The sequence below is a fragment of the Acinetobacter sp. P37 genome (assembly GCF_057480965.1).
This window is the reverse complement of record NZ_JBLIYY010000001.1, coordinates 315,765-334,620: the sequence shown is the minus strand read 5'-3', so window position 1 is coordinate 334,620 and position 18,856 is coordinate 315,765. Positions and strand designations below refer to the sequence as shown.

Annotated in this window: 21 protein-coding genes; 19 read left to right on the top strand and 2 right to left on the bottom strand. The window is 40.9% G+C overall.

The window, feature by feature from the left end:
* Positions 1-42 precede the first annotated feature (42 nt).
* On the bottom strand, positions 43-1,350 hold the full coding sequence (locus AC25JC_RS01765) for a peptidylprolyl isomerase (RefSeq protein ID WP_486923332.1): 1,308 nt from the start codon (positions 1,348-1,350) through the stop codon (positions 43-45).
* Complete coding sequence (locus AC25JC_RS01760) at positions 1,350-3,830, bottom strand: LPS-assembly protein LptD (protein WP_180115268.1); 2,481 nt, start codon at positions 3,828-3,830, stop codon at positions 1,350-1,352. The genes AC25JC_RS01765 and AC25JC_RS01760 overlap by 1 nt, the downstream gene beginning before the upstream one ends.
* A gap of 120 nt (positions 3,831-3,950) precedes the next feature.
* On the opposite strand from AC25JC_RS01760, the gene AC25JC_RS01755 reads away from it, so the two are divergent.
* The 19 genes from AC25JC_RS01755 to AC25JC_RS01665 all read left to right on the top strand — a co-directional run bounded on the left by AC25JC_RS01755 (position 3,951) and on the right by AC25JC_RS01665 (position 18,834).
* The gene (locus AC25JC_RS01755; protein WP_180115267.1) at positions 3,951-4,964 is read left to right on the top strand and encodes an aminoglycoside phosphotransferase family protein; all 1,014 of its coding nucleotides are present in this window, start codon (positions 3,951-3,953) and stop codon (positions 4,962-4,964) included.
* The gene (gene murU / locus AC25JC_RS01750; RefSeq protein WP_180115266.1) at positions 4,964-5,653 is read left to right on the top strand and encodes an N-acetylmuramate alpha-1-phosphate uridylyltransferase MurU; all 690 of its coding nucleotides are present in this window, start codon (positions 4,964-4,966) and stop codon (positions 5,651-5,653) included. The genes AC25JC_RS01755 and murU overlap by 1 nt, the downstream gene beginning before the upstream one ends.
* Positions 5,654-5,737: 84 nt before the next feature.
* Complete coding sequence (gene rsmG, locus AC25JC_RS01745; RefSeq protein WP_180003083.1) at positions 5,738-6,370, top strand: 16S rRNA (guanine(527)-N(7))-methyltransferase RsmG; 633 nt, start codon at positions 5,738-5,740, stop codon at positions 6,368-6,370.
* A gap of 24 nt (positions 6,371-6,394) precedes the next feature.
* A complete protein-coding gene (locus AC25JC_RS01740) occupies positions 6,395-7,177 on the top strand; it encodes a ParA family protein (RefSeq protein WP_180034688.1) in 783 nt (260 codons plus the stop codon).
* Positions 7,174-8,061 (top strand): ParB/RepB/Spo0J family partition protein, encoded by an 888-nt coding sequence (locus AC25JC_RS01735; protein WP_111885065.1) that lies wholly within the window; start codon positions 7,174-7,176, stop codon positions 8,059-8,061. The genes AC25JC_RS01740 and AC25JC_RS01735 overlap by 4 nt, the downstream gene beginning before the upstream one ends.
* A gap of 31 nt (positions 8,062-8,092) precedes the next feature.
* Entirely contained in the window at positions 8,093-8,734 is a 642-nt protein-coding gene (locus AC25JC_RS01730; RefSeq protein WP_078188956.1) for a MotA/TolQ/ExbB proton channel family protein, read from the top strand.
* Between the two features lie 13 nt (positions 8,735-8,747).
* A complete protein-coding gene (locus tag AC25JC_RS01725; RefSeq protein WP_078193671.1) occupies positions 8,748-9,170 on the top strand; it encodes an ExbD/TolR family protein in 423 nt (140 codons plus the stop codon).
* Positions 9,170-10,897 carry a lipid A export permease/ATP-binding protein MsbA gene (msbA, locus tag AC25JC_RS01720; protein WP_486923331.1) on the top strand — a complete coding sequence of 576 codons (1,728 nt, stop codon included), beginning with the start codon at positions 9,170-9,172 and terminating at the stop codon, positions 10,895-10,897. The genes AC25JC_RS01725 and msbA overlap by 1 nt, the downstream gene beginning before the upstream one ends.
* Before the next feature lie 3 nt (positions 10,898-10,900).
* Entirely contained in the window at positions 10,901-11,914 is a 1,014-nt protein-coding gene (gene lpxK, locus AC25JC_RS01715) for a tetraacyldisaccharide 4'-kinase (RefSeq protein ID WP_078193669.1), read from the top strand.
* Positions 11,915-11,917: 3 nt separating this feature from the next.
* Positions 11,918-12,679, top strand: coding sequence for a 3-deoxy-manno-octulosonate cytidylyltransferase (kdsB, locus tag AC25JC_RS01710; protein ID WP_486923330.1), 762 nt, complete (start codon positions 11,918-11,920; stop codon positions 12,677-12,679).
* Between the two features lie 13 nt (positions 12,680-12,692).
* Positions 12,693-13,676: a DNA polymerase III subunit delta' gene (locus tag AC25JC_RS01705; RefSeq protein ID WP_486923329.1), complete on the top strand. Its 984-nt coding sequence runs from the start codon at positions 12,693-12,695 to the stop codon at positions 13,674-13,676.
* Positions 13,677-13,691: 15 nt separating this feature from the next.
* Entirely contained in the window at positions 13,692-14,033 is a 342-nt protein-coding gene (locus AC25JC_RS01700; RefSeq protein WP_111885061.1) for a PilZ domain-containing protein, read from the top strand.
* A gap of 31 nt (positions 14,034-14,064) precedes the next feature.
* Entirely contained in the window at positions 14,065-14,838 is a 774-nt protein-coding gene (locus tag AC25JC_RS01695; protein WP_111885060.1) for a TatD family hydrolase, read from the top strand.
* Between the two features lie 42 nt (positions 14,839-14,880).
* Positions 14,881-15,495 carry a TetR/AcrR family transcriptional regulator gene (locus AC25JC_RS01690; RefSeq protein WP_078193665.1) on the top strand — a complete coding sequence of 205 codons (615 nt, stop codon included), beginning with the start codon at positions 14,881-14,883 and terminating at the stop codon, positions 15,493-15,495.
* Positions 15,496-15,504: 9 nt separating this feature from the next.
* Positions 15,505-16,062: a prepilin-type N-terminal cleavage/methylation domain-containing protein gene (locus tag AC25JC_RS01685; RefSeq protein WP_486923328.1), complete on the top strand. Its 558-nt coding sequence runs from the start codon at positions 15,505-15,507 to the stop codon at positions 16,060-16,062.
* On the top strand, positions 16,052-16,444 hold the full coding sequence (gene gspI / locus AC25JC_RS01680; protein ID WP_111885058.1) for a type II secretion system minor pseudopilin GspI: 393 nt from the start codon (positions 16,052-16,054) through the stop codon (positions 16,442-16,444). Before AC25JC_RS01685 ends, gspI begins: the two co-directional genes overlap by 11 nt.
* A gap of 46 nt (positions 16,445-16,490) precedes the next feature.
* Complete coding sequence (gspJ, locus tag AC25JC_RS01675) at positions 16,491-17,120, top strand: type II secretion system minor pseudopilin GspJ (protein ID WP_486923352.1); 630 nt, start codon at positions 16,491-16,493, stop codon at positions 17,118-17,120.
* A 39-nt stretch (positions 17,121-17,159) separates the two neighbouring features.
* The gene (gene gspK, locus AC25JC_RS01670; protein WP_486923327.1) at positions 17,160-18,107 is read left to right on the top strand and encodes a type II secretion system minor pseudopilin GspK; all 948 of its coding nucleotides are present in this window, start codon (positions 17,160-17,162) and stop codon (positions 18,105-18,107) included.
* A gap of 130 nt (positions 18,108-18,237) precedes the next feature.
* The gene (locus tag AC25JC_RS01665) at positions 18,238-18,834 is read left to right on the top strand and encodes a 6-pyruvoyl trahydropterin synthase family protein (protein WP_180077646.1); all 597 of its coding nucleotides are present in this window, start codon (positions 18,238-18,240) and stop codon (positions 18,832-18,834) included.
* The last annotated feature ends 22 nt before the right edge of the window (positions 18,835-18,856 follow it).

Genomic DNA, 18,856 nt, shown 5'->3' with positions numbered 1-18,856 from the left:
GACATAAAAAAACCAGCCGAAGCTGGTTTTTTGTTTATTCACTTATTTCTTTTTACGATCTAGAGTAGGATCTTTAATTTCAACATAGGCATTGTTGCGAATTTCACGTAACCAGCTGTCCAGTTCAGTGTCAAATTGACGCTCACCTAAAATCTGACGGGCCATACGTTCTTGTACTTCATGTGTCATATCTTGTTGACGTGTATCGGTCACTTGAAGGATGTGCCAACCAAACTGTGACTGAAAAGGCTTGCTGATTTCACCTTTCGCTGTTGATTTCATCATTGCTTCAAATTCTGGAACCATCACACCTGGGCTAACCCAACCTAAACTACCACCATTGGCAGCAGAACCAGTGTCATTCGAGAACGTTGAAGCCAAGACCGCAAAATCTTCACCCTTTTGCAGGCGATTATACAAGTTGTCGATCATTTGCTTGGCATTTTCAGGACTCACGACCTCAGATGGTTGAATCAGGATATGGCGAGTTTGGTATTGAGGAACAATGGCTTTTTGTTCTCCACTTTTACGGTCGACCAATTTTAAAACATGAACGCCATCACGTACTGAAATTAGTTCAGTGGTTTGACCAACTTGCAAAGGTGCTACACGTGCAGCAAGTTCATCTGGAATATCAGATAAGTTGCGGAAGCCCATATCGGCACCGTCAACTTTAATGTCTTTGGTGCTGTATTTGCTAGTAACCGCTTTTACATCGTTGCTTGCTGCAAGTTCTTTACGAATTTCTTCCGCGATTTTAACGGCATTATCACTGCTAGCTACACGTACATGTAAGACATGAACTTGATTACCTAACGCAGCTTGACCTTGTGGTGAGCTTAAGAAGTTTTTCACATCTTGGTCACTGATTTGAATGCGAGAAGTGACCAACTGTTGGCGTAGACGTTGTAAAGCGATGTCTTCAGCGATACGTGCACGTAAACCTGCATAGGTATTTGGTGCAACAGCATCTAATTTTTGCTGAAACGCTTCTAAGCTTGGAGAGCCGGCATCTTTCGCAACTTTAAGTACGGCTTCATTGAGCGATTTTTCATCCGCTTTGACATTATATCGTTTAACCTGTTCAAGCTGTGCTTGGCGCGAAATCAGCTGTTCTAAAGCTTGTTGCTGCAAATATTCAGTCGGTGGGACGGTTTGTTTTTTTGCTTGAAATTGATGAGTGATCTCGGCAATGCTTTGATTAAGATCACTACGTAGAATCACGCTATTGTCAACGACAGCTACAATTTCATCTTTAGGTTGCGCAGCAGCAAATACAGATACAGAAGTCGATAGGCAAAGTGCCAAGGCTGACGCTTTAAAAATTTGTTTTAACTGTTTTGTCTTCATTAACGTTCTGTCCAAGATTGATTAATATTGTTAAAACCCAACACTCGGTTTTCAAGCAAAGAGGTTAATTTATTGTTGAAGCCACCTAAACCTTTTAGGGTGAACTCCGCCATAATGGCACGTTTTGGTTTAACATCTGAAGATGTTACATCATCTAAATCGTTATAGTACGAACGACCATAAACTGAAACACCCCAGCAGCATGACTCGTAGTTCACACCAAGTAAATATTCACGCGCAATACTGTTGTCGAGGTCATATTGTGCATGACCAATAATACGCCAGTTATTGTGTATAGGTTGAATAAACGATGCTACTGCTTGGTCATAGCTGTCTTGGCGGTTAGGAATGTATTTACGATAGAAATAACCGACATTGTATAAATTGCCTTTATTTCCTGTGTAATACATTTGAATATCACGCTGAGCATTATCACCATTCGCCATCCATGCTGAATTGGCATTCACACTGATGCTGTCAGATAATTGGCTAGAAATGCTCACGACAGGGCCGGTATGGCGTTCGGTATCAAATTTATCAGAGACGTTGTTCAGTGTGACACGACGGTCTTCAAAATAGAAACTTTGACCCACGCTAGCTTTTAAACGCTCAAGACCAACATCATCAAATAAACTATAGCTCAAGCCTAGAGATGCGAAGTTGTTGTCTTCTAAACGGTCATTACCATAGAACCGACGCGGGCTAAACAATTGGTCATAATTAATTGACGCTGTGGTTGAGTCAAAGTTCGGGTTAGCGTCTTGGTTTTTGTATGGAGAATACGCATAAAAGAAACGTGGCGTTAAGGTTTGTAGATAACGACCTTCACGCTCCATCACAAGACCCGCATCTAAAGTTAATTGCGGTACAATGACCGATTTACTTTCACTACTAGAGTGATTGTTATTTGTATTTGCACGATCAACGGTATCTTGGTCGTAAATCGTGTTGACGTTACGAATAGACACTTCTGGTATTACAAAAGACCATGGGTTACGATAGTTATAACGCACACTAAAGTCGTTATAAATACGTGCACCACTTGGCTCATACATTGTCGCATCACTATTGTTTTGCGGAATATTATCGCCACGCAGATTCTTTTTAAAATACGCTGTATCGTTATTGAATTCGTACTGTAAGCCGAGCGGATTACCATTCTTGTAGTTCAGTAGGAATTGCGGCAAGCGCGCATATGGACGGTCTTCATCACTGACAGTTTTATCCAGTGTTTGGAAGTCTTCAACTTTAAGCTGTGCTTTTAGGCCAGGGATACCATTTTTATAATTGAGTTCCCATGCACGGCGTAAGTTTAGGTCAGTTTTTGAGTTTGGATTATTATTGAGATCTGAGAAATAGTCTTTATCAGATGCATAATTGTATTCTAAATTGGTTGTAAATTGATCGTTAATTTTCCAGTTATGTAGGAAATGTAAGTCTTTACGATCCTGATCATCATACTTTTGGTCGGATGGTAAATAACCACCCCACACCATCCCTGAACCAAAGTTTTTTGTCAAATAACGGAATTCGCCTTCCATCATTGCGCCACGGTCTGCAATATAACGTGGTGTTACTGTAGCATCATAGTTTGGCGAAAGGTTTAAATAAACTGGAACTGCAAGTTCAATACCGCCATCATTGGTAAAACCAAAGGTTGGGGTCAAAATACCTGTGGTACGACGGTCATCAATCGGGAAGTTGAAATAGGGCACAGCCATCACAGGAACATCTTTTACATAAAGTGTTGTTCCTTTGGTTTCACCACGACCGGTTTCTTGATTCAGCTTAATTTGGTCTGCTTGAATTTTCCATGTCGGTTTTTCATCGGGTGGACAAGTGGTATAAACAGCGTTTTCTAATTCGAGTGTTTCGGTTGAAGTGCGTGAAATTTTTTCAGCACGACCATGTGCATGTTGCTGTTCAGCAATAAAGAAGCTGTTATTTAAATCACCCTGTTGTGTTTTTAAATTGTAATCAATCGAATCACTTTGTGAAATCAGCCCAGACTGTGCCATTTGCACGCGGCCTGAAGCATTGGCATAGGTTTGGGTTTTATCAATTTTGATTTGATCGGCACGAATTTGACGACCTTCTTGGTCAATCAGAACATTACCTTCAAGAATGGAATCGCCATTCGGATCAAAATGACCATAGTCTGCGGTAATGGTAGAGGTTGCATCTTCTGGGGCAACAGCTTTTGTTGTTGGAGCAACTGGGGTAATCCATGTGCCTGTACAAAACGCAGAACTTAATTGATTGGTGTTACGAATCTGTGCTTCAGGTGCAGATTTATCGACATAATATTGTTCGAAGAACTGCTGCCCTGGATAAGCTTCTGAAATGCTTTGTTTGAGTTGTTCTGTATCGTCATCCGTGGACGGGTTTGAAACAGGTGCTGCATAGCTTGGTAACGAGCTACCACATAGAAGGGTTAAGATCGCAGTCGCTAAAGGATTAAATTTAAACTGATGCTTCATTTGTCTCATTAACCAGGTATGCTTAATCGCAATTAATTATTGTCGCATCATAGAGAAAAAGTTGATAAGTAGCTACACTTAGCACTTTAAAAACTCAGCCTGTATTAGAATTTATCGCAAATGAATACACAACGTGAACAATTGATACAAACATGGATTTCATCTGTACTCGGTTCAGATCAATTTGAAATTAACTTCTTAGCAGGCGATGCAAGCTTCCGTCGTTATGCACGAATCAAATTGAATAATAAAACATTTATGCTCATGGATGCACCACCAGAAAAAGAAGATTGTGGTCCTTTTGTGTCGATTGATGAATTTTTTGATGCACATGGCGTGCGTGTACCACATATCGTGGCCAAAGACCTCGATCAAGGCTTCTTATTGTTGGAAGATTTTGGTGATGTTTTGTTGTCTACGCTGTTAAATGATCAAACCGTAGACGCACATTATGCTCAAAGTTTTAAACAGTTGATTCAATTGCAGTCAATTGATGGAACTGCTCATTTTCCTGCATATGCCTATGAAAAGCTGATTTCTGAAATGGAGCTGTTAACCGATTGGTTATTGCCATCTCTACAAGTGCAGCCAACTGCAGAAGAATCGGCACTCATTAAACGTACCTTTGCTATCTTAGCCAATGCTGCATTGGCTCAGCCTCAAGTGGTTGTGCATCGTGATTTTCATAGCCGTAATTTGATGGTACTTGATGGTGAGCAAGATCAAGGCGTGATTGATTTCCAAGATGCAGTGATTGGTGCAGATACTTATGATTTGATTTCTATTACACGTGATGCTTATGTGCAGTGGAATGCAGATCGTGTTTATGCATGGTTTAAGACGTTCTATGATTTGTTACCTGCATCGGCTAAAGAAGATCGTAGCTTTGAGCAATTCAAACAAGACGCCGACCTGATGGCGATTCAACGTCATATCAAAATTTTAGGTATTTTTGTGCGCTTATTTGAGCGTGATGGTAAGTCAGGTTATCTCAAAGATTTGCCTCGTGTGATGTGGTATTTACTTGAAGAAAGTAAACCATATGCAGAATTACAACCTTTTATGCAATTTATTCGCGCTAAAGTATTGCCGAAATTTGAAGCCAAATACGGCACTTATGAGGTTGTTGCATAATGAAAGCCATGATTTTAGCGGCGGGTCTCGGAAATCGGATGCGCCCTTTAACATTGTATAAGCCAAAGCCTTTGCTTGAAGTGGGTGGAAAACCACTGATTGTTTGGCATATAGAAAAGTTAAAAAAAATTGGCGTAACTGAAATCATCATCAATTCTGCATGGCTTGCAGATATCCTGATTGGTACTTTGGGTGATGGTTCGCAGTTTGGTGTGAATATTCGCTGGACACGTGAAACGGAAGGTCTGGAAACAGCCGGTGGCATTATTAATGCTTTACCTTTGCTTGGGACAGAACCGTTTATTTTGGTGAATGGTGACGTTTGGACGACCTACGATTTTTCAGCCTTGCTCAATATTGAGCTAAAAGATGACTTGGCACACTTGGTCTATGTGACTAACCCAGCGCAACATCCGAAGGGTGATTTTATCTTGGATGCTGGGCGTAGTTATACCTTTGAGCAAGAACATGCAGGCGAGGCACTCACCTATAGTGGGATCGCAGTTATACATCCAAATATGTTTAATGGATTGGAAGCTGGTAAGCGTCCGCTCGCACCTTTATTGAAACAGGCTATGTTGGATGGAAAAATTTCTGCAGAGAAAATGCAAACTGCGTGGGTTGATGTTGGCACACCTGAGCGTTTAAGTGATCTAGATCTACAGATTCGCCAAGGCATGTACGATTAAGTGCATATTCGCTAAGCGTTAGCTACTGTTCCACGGCTTAGAAATCGGTATACTTCAGTTAATTTTTATTGAGATGTCTTCTTTATGCATCCTTTTTTTCAAGACTTAAAGCAAGGTAGTCAAAAGCTTGGCTTAGATTTGAGTGAAGAAGCATTAAATCTATTGCTGAAATACCAAGATGCCCTAGTGCTGTGGAACAAAGCGTATAACTTGACTGCTATTCGTGATCCTAAAGAAATGTTGGTTAAACATTTATTGGATAGCTTAAGTATCCTAAATGATTTGCCTGCAGGTCGTTTATTGGATATCGGTACGGGTGGTGGCATGCCGGGCATGATCATTGCACTGTGTCAGCCTGAACGTGAATGTGTGCTTTTAGATGCCAACGGTAAAAAAATTCGATTCTTAAAACAATTTATTGCTGACTTAAAACTAAAAAATGTCATTGCGGTACAAACACGTGTCGAAAATGAAGACAGCATTAATGAACTGGGACAGTTTGATGTGATCACCAGTCGTGCTTTTGCATCGTTAACGGATTTTGTGGATGCGTCTAAACCGTATATGCATGCGCAAAGTATTATCGCGTCGATGAAAGGCTTAATTCCTGAAGAAGAAGTTGAAACACTAAAAAGTGATTTCAAGATTGATATCGTTGCATTAAAAGTTCCACGACTTGATGAGCAGCGTCATTTAATTTTTCTTAAACGTATTTAAAATTTTCAAAGGACTGGGGTTACCATGGCTCAAATTATTGCGATTGCAAACCAAAAAGGTGGCGTAGGTAAAACCACAACGGCTGTGAACTTGGCTGCATCTCTAGCCATATTAAAAAAACGAGTTTTACTTGTGGACATGGATTCACAAGGCAATGCCACGATGGGTTCGGGCATTCAAAAAAATGATTTGTTGTATTCAGTCACGGATGTCTTACTTGGTGAAGTGCCAATTGAAACCGCTATTTATAAAGCGGAAGTGGGCTATAAAGTTTTAGGTGCAAACCGTGACTTAGCTGGCGTTGAGCTTGCAATTGCAGATCAAGACGGTCGTGAGTTTATTTTACGTGAAGCGTTGGCAAGCGTTGAAAAAGACTTTGACTATATTATTATCGATTGTGCGCCAAGTTTAAGTTTGATCACTGTCAATGCCCTTGCAGCAGTACGTGCTGTGCTTATTCCAATGCAGTGTGAATATTATGCCCTAGAAGGTTTGGCTGACCTAACCCAAACCATTGATCGTATTCAGCAAGCTTTAAACCCAGATCTAGAGATCGTGGGTGTGCTTCGTACCATGTACGATGCGCGTAATGCCTTAACACGTGATGTGTCTGCTGAGCTTGAACAATACTTCGGTCAGAAACTTTATGACACGGTCATTCCGCGTAATATTCGTTTGGCTGAAGCGCCTGCGCACGGTTTGCCAGTGATTTATTTTGAAAAAAGCTCGAAGGGTGCAGTTGCTTATTTGAACTTGGCAGCTGAGATGTTAAAAAAAACCAAAGTAAAAAAAGGAACTAAAGCATGACCGTAAAAAAACGCGGACTGGCTAAAGGTCGTGGTCTGGATGCCTTACTCGGCTCAATCCAAAAAGAAAAACTACAGCTCGAAGCAAAAGCTTTAGATCATGGACAGTTAAAACAAATTGATGTGCATTTATTGAAACGCGGTGAGTATCAACCGCGTCGTTTCATTAAAGAACAAGATTTACAAGAACTTGCTGCATCGATTGAAAAGCATGGCGTCATGCAACCAATCGTCATTCGTCCTGTCGAAGATGAAAAGCATCCCTACGAAATTATTGCAGGTGAGCGTCGTTGGCGTGCGGCTCAGCTTGCAGGTTTAACCGAAGTTCCAGCCATTGTTCGTGACTTGAGTGACCAAGTGGCAATTGCCTTGGCATTGATTGAAAACATTCAACGCCAAGATTTGAACCCAATCGATCAAGCCATGGCTTTACAACGCTTCCATGACGAATTTGGTTTAAGTCATCAAGAGATTGCTGATACGGTCGGTAAAGCACGTACCACGATTAGTAACTTGCTACGCCTCTTGTCTTTAGCGGATCAAGTCAAAGACTTTATGCAGCAAGGTTTGCTCGATATGGGGCATGCACGTGCGATCTTGACGTTAAAAGCCAAAGATCAGCTTAAAGTTGCTGAAATGGTGATTGAAAAAAGTATGTCTGTACGTCAAACCGAACAATTTGTTCGTGATTTGAATGCACCAAAACAACAAAAAGCTAAACCAATTGTTTCATCAGACATTCAACAACTGACACAACGTCTCTCTGATCGTTTCAGTGCAGACGTGAAAATTGATCATAATAAACAAGGGAAAGGCAAGCTGGTGATTAGCTACCATACTCTTGAAGAGCTAGATGGTATTTTAAATATTTGTCTAGCTGAATAATTTTTAAATTCGATTTATTGGGGAAAATCAAATGTGGGAATTAGTCAAAGCGGGCGGGTGGTTAATGATCCCGCTCGTCATTTGTTCGATCTTTACGGTAGCCATTACCATTGAGCGCTTTATTCGTTTAAAGAAATCAATGGTGTTACCAAAAGACTTGATGATGAATGTAAACACATCGGTGAAAGATGTGGTGCAGCAGCTAAAGCAAAGTCCAACTTTACAACAAAGTACATTGGGTCGTGTATTGGGCGCAGGTTACGCTAGTAAAGATCAAAACGAGCAATATGCACGTGCGCAAATGGAAGTCACAGCGTCACAAGAAATTGGTTATTTAGAAAAAAATATCAACTTTTTGGGCACTTTAAGCGCTGTTGCACCTTTACTAGGTTTGTTGGGTACGGTGATCGGTATTATTGAAGCATTCTTAATGATTGATATAGGCACCAATAGTGATCCAGTGTTGATGATGCCAGGTATTTCTAAAGCCTTGATTACCACGGCTGCCGGTATGTTAATTGCTGTACCTGCATTATTTGCGCATCGCTATTTCCAACGTTTGGTTCAGGAATATGTGGCTGAGTTAGAACAGCAGTCGACGTTATTTCATGCCGCTTTGTTTTATAAAAAAACACCTGAAGTAGAAAGTCAGGACATTCAGAAAGCCAGCTGAGTGGAGACTGCGCATGAAATTTAAACGTCGTCAGGTTGAAGATATTCATATCAACCTCACACCGATGATTGACTGTTTGATGTTCATTTTGGTGTTCTTGTTGCTCTCGACCACCTTTAACCAGATGAGTCGAATGAATCTGACTTTGCCAGATGCACAGGGTGTTCCACCTAAAAACTATGATCAAAAGATTGAAGTTGTGGTGGATTCAACTGGACATTATTCTGTCAATGGTCAGTCATTGGCGAGTAAAGAAGTCTCTGATTTGAATACTGCAATTAAACAGACAGCCAATGATCGTCGTGATTTAATGTTTGTGATTGCCGCAGATGCAAAAGCAACACATCAAGATGTGATTCGGGTGATGGATGTTGCAGGTCAACTTGGATTTGTGAATATCAACATCAGTACCAAAGTTCCAACTCGAGGTTATTAGTGAAGCACGATTTTAAGGTCTATTTACGCCTATTAAGTTATTTAAAACCTTTTTGGGGAATCGGCCTGCTGGTTTTGCTTGGTTTCGGTATTAATGCTGCGACAGAAGTTTCTGTCGCAAAATTATTGGAACGCATTATTGAAGCCATTCAAAACAAAGATCAAAGCTTTACAACCTTATTTCCACTCTTGGTGGTTTTATTGATGTTCTTCCGTGGACTCGGTTTGTTCATGGGGGGATATTTTACCGCAGTGATTTCTCGAAACTTAATCTTTAATATTCGTCAGCAAGTATTCGCAAAACTCATGCGTTTACCTTCGCAATATTATTTAGATAATTCGAGCGGTCATATCACTGCAAAAATTATGTATAACGTTGAACAGTTGACGGCGGCATCGTCTGAGTCACTGAAAACGATTGTACAACAGGGTCTGATTACCATTGCATTATTGGGTTATTTGCTCTATACCAATTGGCGTTTAACCCTGTGTATTTTGATTTTTGGCCCGATTATTGGTCTTATTATTCGTAAAGCGTCCAAGCGCATGCGTAAATTATCCATGCAAGTACAAAATACCATGGGTGATGTTAACCATGTGGTGCAAGAGACAGTACAAGGCAACTTGGTGGTGAAGGGCTTTGCAGGGCAAGATTATGAACAAAAACGTTTTTATGAAAGCTCAATGGAGAACTTACGCCGCGGCTTAAAAATGGTTGTGGTGCAGCAACTCAATAGCCCAATTGTTCAGCTGATTATGTCGATCGCACTCAGTATCGTGATGTATATCGCGCTACGCCCTGAGATTTTACAAGATACAACAGCGGGTGAGTTTGTAGCGTATATCACTGCCGCAGGTATGCTGAGTAAACCAATTAAAACCTTGACGGATGTCAACGAAAAACTACAACGAGGTATGGCAGCAGCTTATTCAGTTTTTGAATTGCTTGATATGCCTGAAGAAGTAAATAACGGCACGCTGAAGCCTGCTTTGAAAGGCGATGTCGAATTTAAAAATGTTAATTTGATCTATGCCGATGGTCACCATGCGATTCATGACTTCAATTTAAAAGTTAATGCAGGGCAAACCGTTGCATTGGTTGGGCGTTCAGGTGCAGGTAAAACCTCACTGGTCAATCTGTTGGTGCGTTACCAAGAGGTGTCTTCTGGACAATTGTTGCTTGATCAGCATGATATTCACGACATAGAACTCAATAGCTTGCGTACTCAGATTTCGATGGTCAATCAGCAAGTGGTTTTGTTTAACCGTACTGTGCGTGAAAATATTGCTTATGGACAGCTCGAGCATGCAACAGATGAACAAGTCATTGCTGCTGCTAAAGCTGCATTTGCACATGATTTTATTATGGATTTACCGCAAGGTTATGACACGCCGTTGGGTGCCCAAGGTTTAAATCTGTCTGGTGGTCAACGTCAACGGATTGCGATTGCGCGTGCGATTTTGAAAAATGCACCGATTTTAATTTTAGATGAAGCGACCAGTGCGCTCGATAACGAATCTGAATTTTTCATTCAGCAAGCATTTGACGCTGCGATGCAAGATCGTACCACGATCGTGATTGCGCATCGTTTATCGACCATTGAAAATGCAGACTGTATTGTAGTGATGGATAAAGGGCGTATTATTGAACAAGGTTCGCATACGGAATTGATGGCACAACGTGGTGCATATTACCAACTTCATCAGCGTAATTTTGAGGAAAAATAAGTCATGTCTTTTGCACAATTGATTCAGGATGCTTGGAATGAACAGGCAAAGTGGCTCGTTGTGTTTAGACCTTTGTCATGGCTTTATCGTGGCGGCTTTTTACTCAATAAAAAACTCTATCAATCAGGTATTAAGCAAAGCTATAAAGCGCCTATTCCAGTCATGGTTATTGGAAACATCACAGTGGGTGGGAGTGGCAAAACCCCCTTGCTCATTCACTTGGTCAGTTATTTAAATAGCTTGAACCTGCGTGTTGGTGTGATCAGTCGTGGCTATGGTGGTCAAGGACCATTTCCGGCCTATGTGGATTTAGACTCGACGGCTGAAATCGTGGGTGATGAACCGAGCTTAATCGTTCAGTCTACAGGTGTGCCAATGGCGGTCGGTCCAAATCGCCAGCAAAGTATTGAGCTGCTACTATCCAAGCATGAATTGGATTTGATCATCTGTGACGATGGTTTGCAGCATTGGGCGCTTCAACGTCAGTTGGAATGGATCGTACTGGATAATAATCGTGGTTTAGGTAATGAAAAATTATTACCCGAAGGTTATTTGCGTGAACCGAAAAAGCGCCTTGCCAGTGGAACGGTCATTGAGCATTCAGCAGATCCAAGTTCTCCACTGAATATGCACCTAGAAGCAGCGCAGCCTTATTTGCTCAATAAAGATCTTGTGACGACATTTGATGCAAACAAAGATTTCTATGCTGTGGTGGGTATCGGATTTCCGCAACGATTTTATAAAACTTTGGAAAATATAGGGATTCATCAATTTCAATGTCATGAATTCCCAGATCATTATGAATATGAACTGAGTGATTTGCAGTTTGAAGATGCCAATCCCATCATTACCACTGAAAAAGATGCAGTGAAAATTTTAGCGATCCTCAAAAATAATCCAGATTTTAAAAGAGAAATATGGGTTGTTCCTGTAGATGCAGTGTTATCACCTGCGTGTTATGAAACTTTGCATGCGCAGTTGAAACAACTGGGTCTGAAACTTCCCGAAGGCATTTAATTTATGAAACATATTGTTATTCCTGCACGTTTTTCAAGTTCACGTTTACCAGGTAAGCCATTGCTTGAAATTCACGGCCGTCCGATGATTTTACGTGTGGTTGATCAAGCCAAAAAAGTTGCAGGATTCGATGACCTTTGTGTCGCTACAGATGATGAGCGTATTGCAGCAGTATGTCGTGCGGAAGGGGTTGATGTGGTATTGACCTCTGCAGAGCATCCATCTGGGACAGATCGTTTAAGTGAAGTTGCACGCATCAAAGGTTGGGCGAGTGATGACATTATTGTCAATGTGCAGGGTGATGAACCTTTGCTTCCCGCTCAACTAGTAAAACAAGTTGCACAATTACTTGTAGATCAGCCGACATGTTCAATGTCGACACTCTGCGAGCCGATTCATAGTCTAGATGAGTTTCAACGTAACAGTATCGTCAAAGTGGTGATGTCAAAGCACAATCAAGCGCTGTATTTCAGCCGGGCGACTATTCCTTATGACCGTGATGGTGCAAAGCAAGTAGAACAAACCTTGCATGATCAAGCCTTTCGTCATTTAGGACTTTATGCATACCGCGTAAAACTCCTTCAAGAATATGTCACTTGGGATATGGGTGTACTAGAAAAATTAGAAAGCCTTGAACAATTACGCGTTTTGGAAAATGGTCATCGTATTGCCATTGCTGTGGCCGAAGCGAACCTTCCACCGGGTGTAGACACTCAAGCAGACCTTGATCGTTTGAACTACATGGATGTTTCAAACTTCGAATAAGGTTAAACGATTTATGCAAAATGAAATTGTGGCGCAAGTGTACCCTTGGCAGCAAAACACATGGAATACATTAACCAGCCGTTTTCCACAACTGGGACATGGCGTACTTTTGTATGGCAAAAAAGGCTGCGGTAAAGAGGCATTTGCAAAACAATTTCTTGCATGGGTGCTGTGTCAAAAACGTGATGAGCGGACTGAGCCATGTGGTGAGTGCGGGAGTTGCCAGTGGTTAAAGTCAGATACACATCCAAATTTTGTCCACATCAGTACAGATGAAGACAATAAAAAGCAAAACGCCAAAATTAAAATCGAAAAAATTCGTGATTTATTGCCCTTTGTGCAGCAAACCGTAGACGGTTGGCGAGTTGTGTTGATTGAGCCTGCTGAAGCATTAAACATTGCGTCATCAAATGCTTTGCTCAAAACATTGGAAGAGCCTGGCGAACGCATTGTGATTATGTTGTTGGCAGAGCATTATTTGAAATTGCCGGCAACTATTCGTAGTCGAATGCAGCACTACGCATTGGATCGTATTGAACCCGAACAATTACAGCAATATTTACAGCAGCATTTGCCCGATAGTGGTGAAACCCAGCGCAAAGTTCTCATGAACTTAGCCAGTCAAATGCCATTACAAGCGATTTCATTGGCAAATAGCGAATGGCTAAATATGCGCCAAGAGTTTTTACAAGATTGGCAAAAACTTGTGACACAAAAAAACATGCCGATGGCAATTGCGAGCAAGTGGAATAAAGCACTGAGTTTTAGTGATTTTAGTCAAATGTTTGAATACTTGTTGTCCGATATAATTTGTGTCAAGCTAAATCAATCCATAAAAAATATAGATTTGGATTTTGGGGTGTTGGCAGAGCAATATTCGCTCGAAACACTCTTTGGGATTTATACAGAATTACAGCAGTCTAAGCGGTTCATCGAGCAGAACGTACAGGGGAATCTGGTCGTAGATGAGCTTTGCATCAAACTGATGAATGTTTAATTAAGGGGAAACATCATGCAACCACGTATGGGCGGGATTGTTCACGCTAATATTCCAGATGTGGAAACACTTTTTGCGAGCTACATGCCTTATGTCGTTGGTGGCGGTTTATTTGTACCATCAAAGCAAGCTGTGAAAATGGGTGATGAGGTTTTCTTATTGGCGACTTTGCCTGAACAAAGTATAAAAATTCCTTTGACAGGAAAAGTGATTTGGATTTCGCAAAAGCAAAATGGCATTAAACCACAAGGCTTTGGAATTCAATTAAGCGGCGAAAAAGGCGTTTATTTCAAAACAGAAGCAGAACGTTTACTTGCAGGGCTTAAATCTGAGGGGCGTAGAAGTTACACTATGTAGTTACAACAGTGAAGACTTGTAGGTACATATTGTGTTTGTAGATACCCATTGCCATTTAACCATGCTCGACTTAAGCCCTTACGAGGGTAATTTAGATCTTGCATTGGATCAGGCTCGTCAAGCCGGGGTCTCAAAATTTATGAGTATCTCGGTTGATCTAGATGACCATATTGAACTTTCAAAAATTGCTGCACGTCATGCCGATGTAGGTTATTCCGTTGGGGTACACCCGTGTGAAGATCCTGCAACGATGGCTCGGGCAACAGAAGAATATCTCATTGAATTAGCACAACCTGAAAAGGTTTGGGCGATTGGTGAAACAGGGCTGGACTATTTTCATAGTACAGACTTTATTGCAGAGCAAAAAGAATGCTTTGCCCGCCATATTCACGCATCACAAGCTGTAAAAAAACCAGTGGTTGTTCATACCCGTTCTGCAAAGCATGATACGGTGGATATTATCCGTGCAGAGAAATCCACTCACGGGATTTTGCATTGTTTTACTGAAGATTGGGAAACAGCAAAAGCGGTCTTAGATTGTGGTTATTACGTGTCATTTTCAGGCATTGTTTCTTTTAAAAATGCGCAAGATTTACGTGATGTGGCTAAGCAAGTACCACTGGATCGCGTGCTGATTGAAACAGATAGCCCATACCTTGCACCGATGCCCTATAGAGGAAAGTCTAATGAACCAAAATACGTTCCTTATGTAGCCAAAGCCTTAAGTGATGTATATGATAAGTCAATTGAAGAGATGGCTTTCATTACAATGCAAAACTTTGAAAATCTCCTCAATCTTAAGTAAATAATTTGAATTGATATAAGAGTAAGAGAGTATAGGGTGAAGATGGATCGTCAAGCTCAGTTTAGAGCAAGAGAGGCATTAATTTTCCAAGTGGCAGAGCAGCTGCTATTGGAAAATGGCGAAGCAGGGATGACACTAGATGCGCTAGCGGCAGAACTCGACTTGGCAAAAGGGACGTTATATAAACATTTTCAAAGTAAAGATGAACTATATATGTTGCTCATTATTCGTAATGAACGCATGTTATTGGAAATGATTAAAGACACCGATAAAGCTTTTCCTGAACACCTTGCTTTCTTTATGTTGCATCACTTACATCACCCAGAACGTACAGTGTTGTTTCATCAAATTGAAGAGCGTTTATCGACAACGGGTGTGGGTATTCAACACTTGTTTAGTGAACTTTATCAAGTGCGCAAACAGCGTCTAAGATTGATTATTCGTATGACTGAGCATTATTTGGAGTCGATTCAAAGTAGCATGCCAGTACGTGATTATCTTGCTTCGATTTGGTCACTTACACATGGCGCTGCAGCAATTTTGAACTCTAGTTTTTATCAGCGTTATTTGGGTTCAAGAGACACCTTGCGGGTTGCGTATATTGATCAAGCCTTGGCCTTACCAAAACAAGTGCATGCGGTTGCTCAATTCGCTTAAAGGCTACTTATGAAAATAGCATCACCATCATTGGTTCGTGGCTTCACCCTCGTAGAATTGATGGTGGTGATTGTGATTATGGGCATCATGGCCTCATTGGTGCTTTTGAATATCGGTGGGACAGATCAACGCAAAGCCATGCAGGCACGTGAAGTGTTTGTGATGGATCTGAAACGAATATTACGTGATGCAAATGATCAAGCTGTGATATTGGCCTTGCAGCAAAAAGCTGGAACAGATGCCAACACGCAAAGCTATGCGGTACAAGAATATTTACCAGAACAAAAACGTGTAGAAAATAGTATTTTAAATCAGAATAATAAATGGCAAAACTATAAAAACTTTGAAACCCGAGTATTACCTGAAAATGTCTCTTTTACGATTCAGCCTTTAGACCAGCAGTATGAAAATGCCAATAATGATGATTTGTTAAATACCAATGCACCCAAGTTGATTTGGTTAGGTAATGGGGAAGTGAAGCCTGTGCGTATACAGTTTTATTTTGAAGAACGTCCCATTGGCAATGAAATCGAAATCGATCATTTAGGGAAAGTTAATGGGGGCTAAAGGATTTACGCTACTTGAAGTCATGGTGGCATTGGCGATTTTTGCGACTGCGGCAATGGCTTTGTCTAATGTTGCGATGCAGTATACACAGTCGACAGCACACGCAATTTTAAGAAATAAAGCACAATTCGTTGCGCTGAATGAAATCGCTAAGATGGAAATCAATCGTGAATGGATGACGGGTACTGCATCTAAACAAGTCACTGAACAAGGCGAACAATGGCAAATTGACAAAAAAGCCCAAGCCACCATTAGTCCAAATGTACAACGGATTGATATCCAAGTGAGTTTGATGAATGCTGAAACTGGGGATGTAGAAGCAGGGATTAGTAGTTTGGTGTTCTTTAACTATAAGGCTCCGTTGGATGAAAATAATAACTAGAAAAAAACGTACATCTCAAGATATGCCTGTGCTTGTACAGCAAGGAATGAAGAATCAAGCAGGATTTACCTTAGTTGAGCTTTTGGTTGCGATTGCTATTTTCGCAGTGCTGTCTGCTTTGGGTTGGAAGGTTTTTGATTATGTCTCGAAAGTGAAGGAACGAAACGTAACCCATGAGGCAAGGCTGAGTCAGTTGCAAGATGCCCATCAGCAAATACTCAGAGACACTGTACAAGCTGTGCCCTTAACTGCCAATATTAATGGAGATATTCAACCAGCGTTAGTATTGCAAAATGGCCGATTTAATTTCAGTAAGACAGGTGTCACTGATCCATTAAATCAGGGCATTGCACCTGACGAGCGAGTGGAATATCAATACAAAGCTGATGAAAAAAAATTGTATCGGCTAAAATTTAAAAATCTCAACCAAACGGGGCATGATCAGCCAGATTCGAGTGTTTTACTGGATAATGTTGAACAATATAAAATCACGGTACTCAATCCAAATGAGTTAGAGAATTGGCCAGATGCTGCCGCTGATTTGAATAATGAAAAAACCATTCAACTGTTACCGCGGGGTATCAGGATGCAGCTCACAGTTGATGGGACAAACTACGAATGGTTATTCAGTTTGTTAAATACTGATTTTTTATTGGATAAAAATAAGAATGGTTAGCGGTCAGGTAGTAGAGTCATTTGAAGTTCGGAGTTACGTATGAAACAGCAACGTGGCATCGCTTTGTTAACTATCCTGATGATGGTAGCTTTGGCAACCATAGTTGCAGCAGGCATCGCAAAACAACAAGCCAATACTTCTGAAAACACCGCCTATGTGATGCGCCAAAATCAATCGATGTTATATGCGAAAAGTGCTGAAGCATTTTTTGCTGAACTTTTGGTAAATGATGCCGAAAATGCAGGGCAGGTGGATCACCTCCAAGAAAATTGGGCTCAGCCTATGCCAGCCTTTCCTGTGGAAGGTGGAACTGTTGCAGGTGTGCTCCAAGACGAATCTGGAAAATTTAACCTCAATAGTTTGGTTTCAGAAGAGGGTGTGGTAAATGACAAAGCAAAGCTATGGTTTGAAAAAATATTGCAGCGTGTTGGTTTACCCGCAGAATTAAGTCAAGCCGTGATTGATTGGCAAGATGAAGATGATGAGACCTCTGGCCCGATGGGCGCAGAGCTAGCGTACTATCGTGGTTTAAATAATGCGGCGCTACCACCAAATGCAAAATTTCATAGTGTGGAAGAGCTGAAATCAGTCCGTGGTTTTGACGGTGCTCAATATAAACTGATTGCGCCCTATGTGAGTAGCTTGCCCTCGCATGAAACAACGGTAAACATTAATACCGCTCCTGCATTTTTGTTAGCGACTATGGATGATCGTTTAGATGTCAATGCAGTTGAGCAAGCTTTGCAACAAAAAGCTGCCAAATTTGAACATTTCGAAAATATCAATGATTTATGGGCAATGGAGCCATTTGCACAGGTGAGCACAGAAAATAGGGAAGTTTTAAATTCACAATTGGGTGTGCAGTCGAACTATTTTAAAGCGCAAATTGAAATTATTTTAAATGAAAGAAAGCGTCAATTTACCAGTGAGTTAGTGCGAAAAGATAAAGATGTATATGTGGCTTTTCGCAGTATGGCACCATTTTAGGTCTTAAAGGTCGCTAAATTTTCATGATGCCTTTTCCCAATTGTGCTGAATAGCAAAATTAATGCCTCTTGTTAGACTTTTGCATTATAATCTCTGAGAACCCATAGATTATTTGATTGCATTACGACATATGTTAATTCGTAAGTTATTTAAGTTTGAAAACGCGCATATCGTGCGTAATTGCACGTCAGACCGTTGCAAACGTTCCATTCATGGACACAGTTATAAAGTCGAACTATTACTTAAAGCGTCGAAACTTGACCATGGGCAAATGGTTTACGATTTCGGTTTGCTCAAAGGGGTAATTAAAGACTTATTTGACAGTTTTGATCACGCGATTTGTTTTTGGCAACACGATGATGCCGAGTACATTCGTGCCTGCAAACAGTTCAGCGCACGTTGGGTTGAACTACCTGTATCGCCTTCAGCAGAGCAGTTTTCACGAATCTTCTTTTACTTGGCACAACAAGTTCTAAAATCAACAGAAACTCAAAATGGTGAGGGTGATGTTGAGGTGTATTCTGTGATTGTGCATGAGACAGACACAGGCTATGCGCAAAGCTTCTTAGAAGATATCGACAACGCACAAATGGGGTTGTTGCAGTTAGATCAAATTATCTTCTCCGAACAGGTTCAGTCGGAATGGAACGATACTCAGATGTATGAAAAATTAAAACAGGGTCAAAAATTTTTAAACCCTGCAGTTGATTTACAAGTTAGAATTTAAGTAAATATTTGGTTTTATTAGG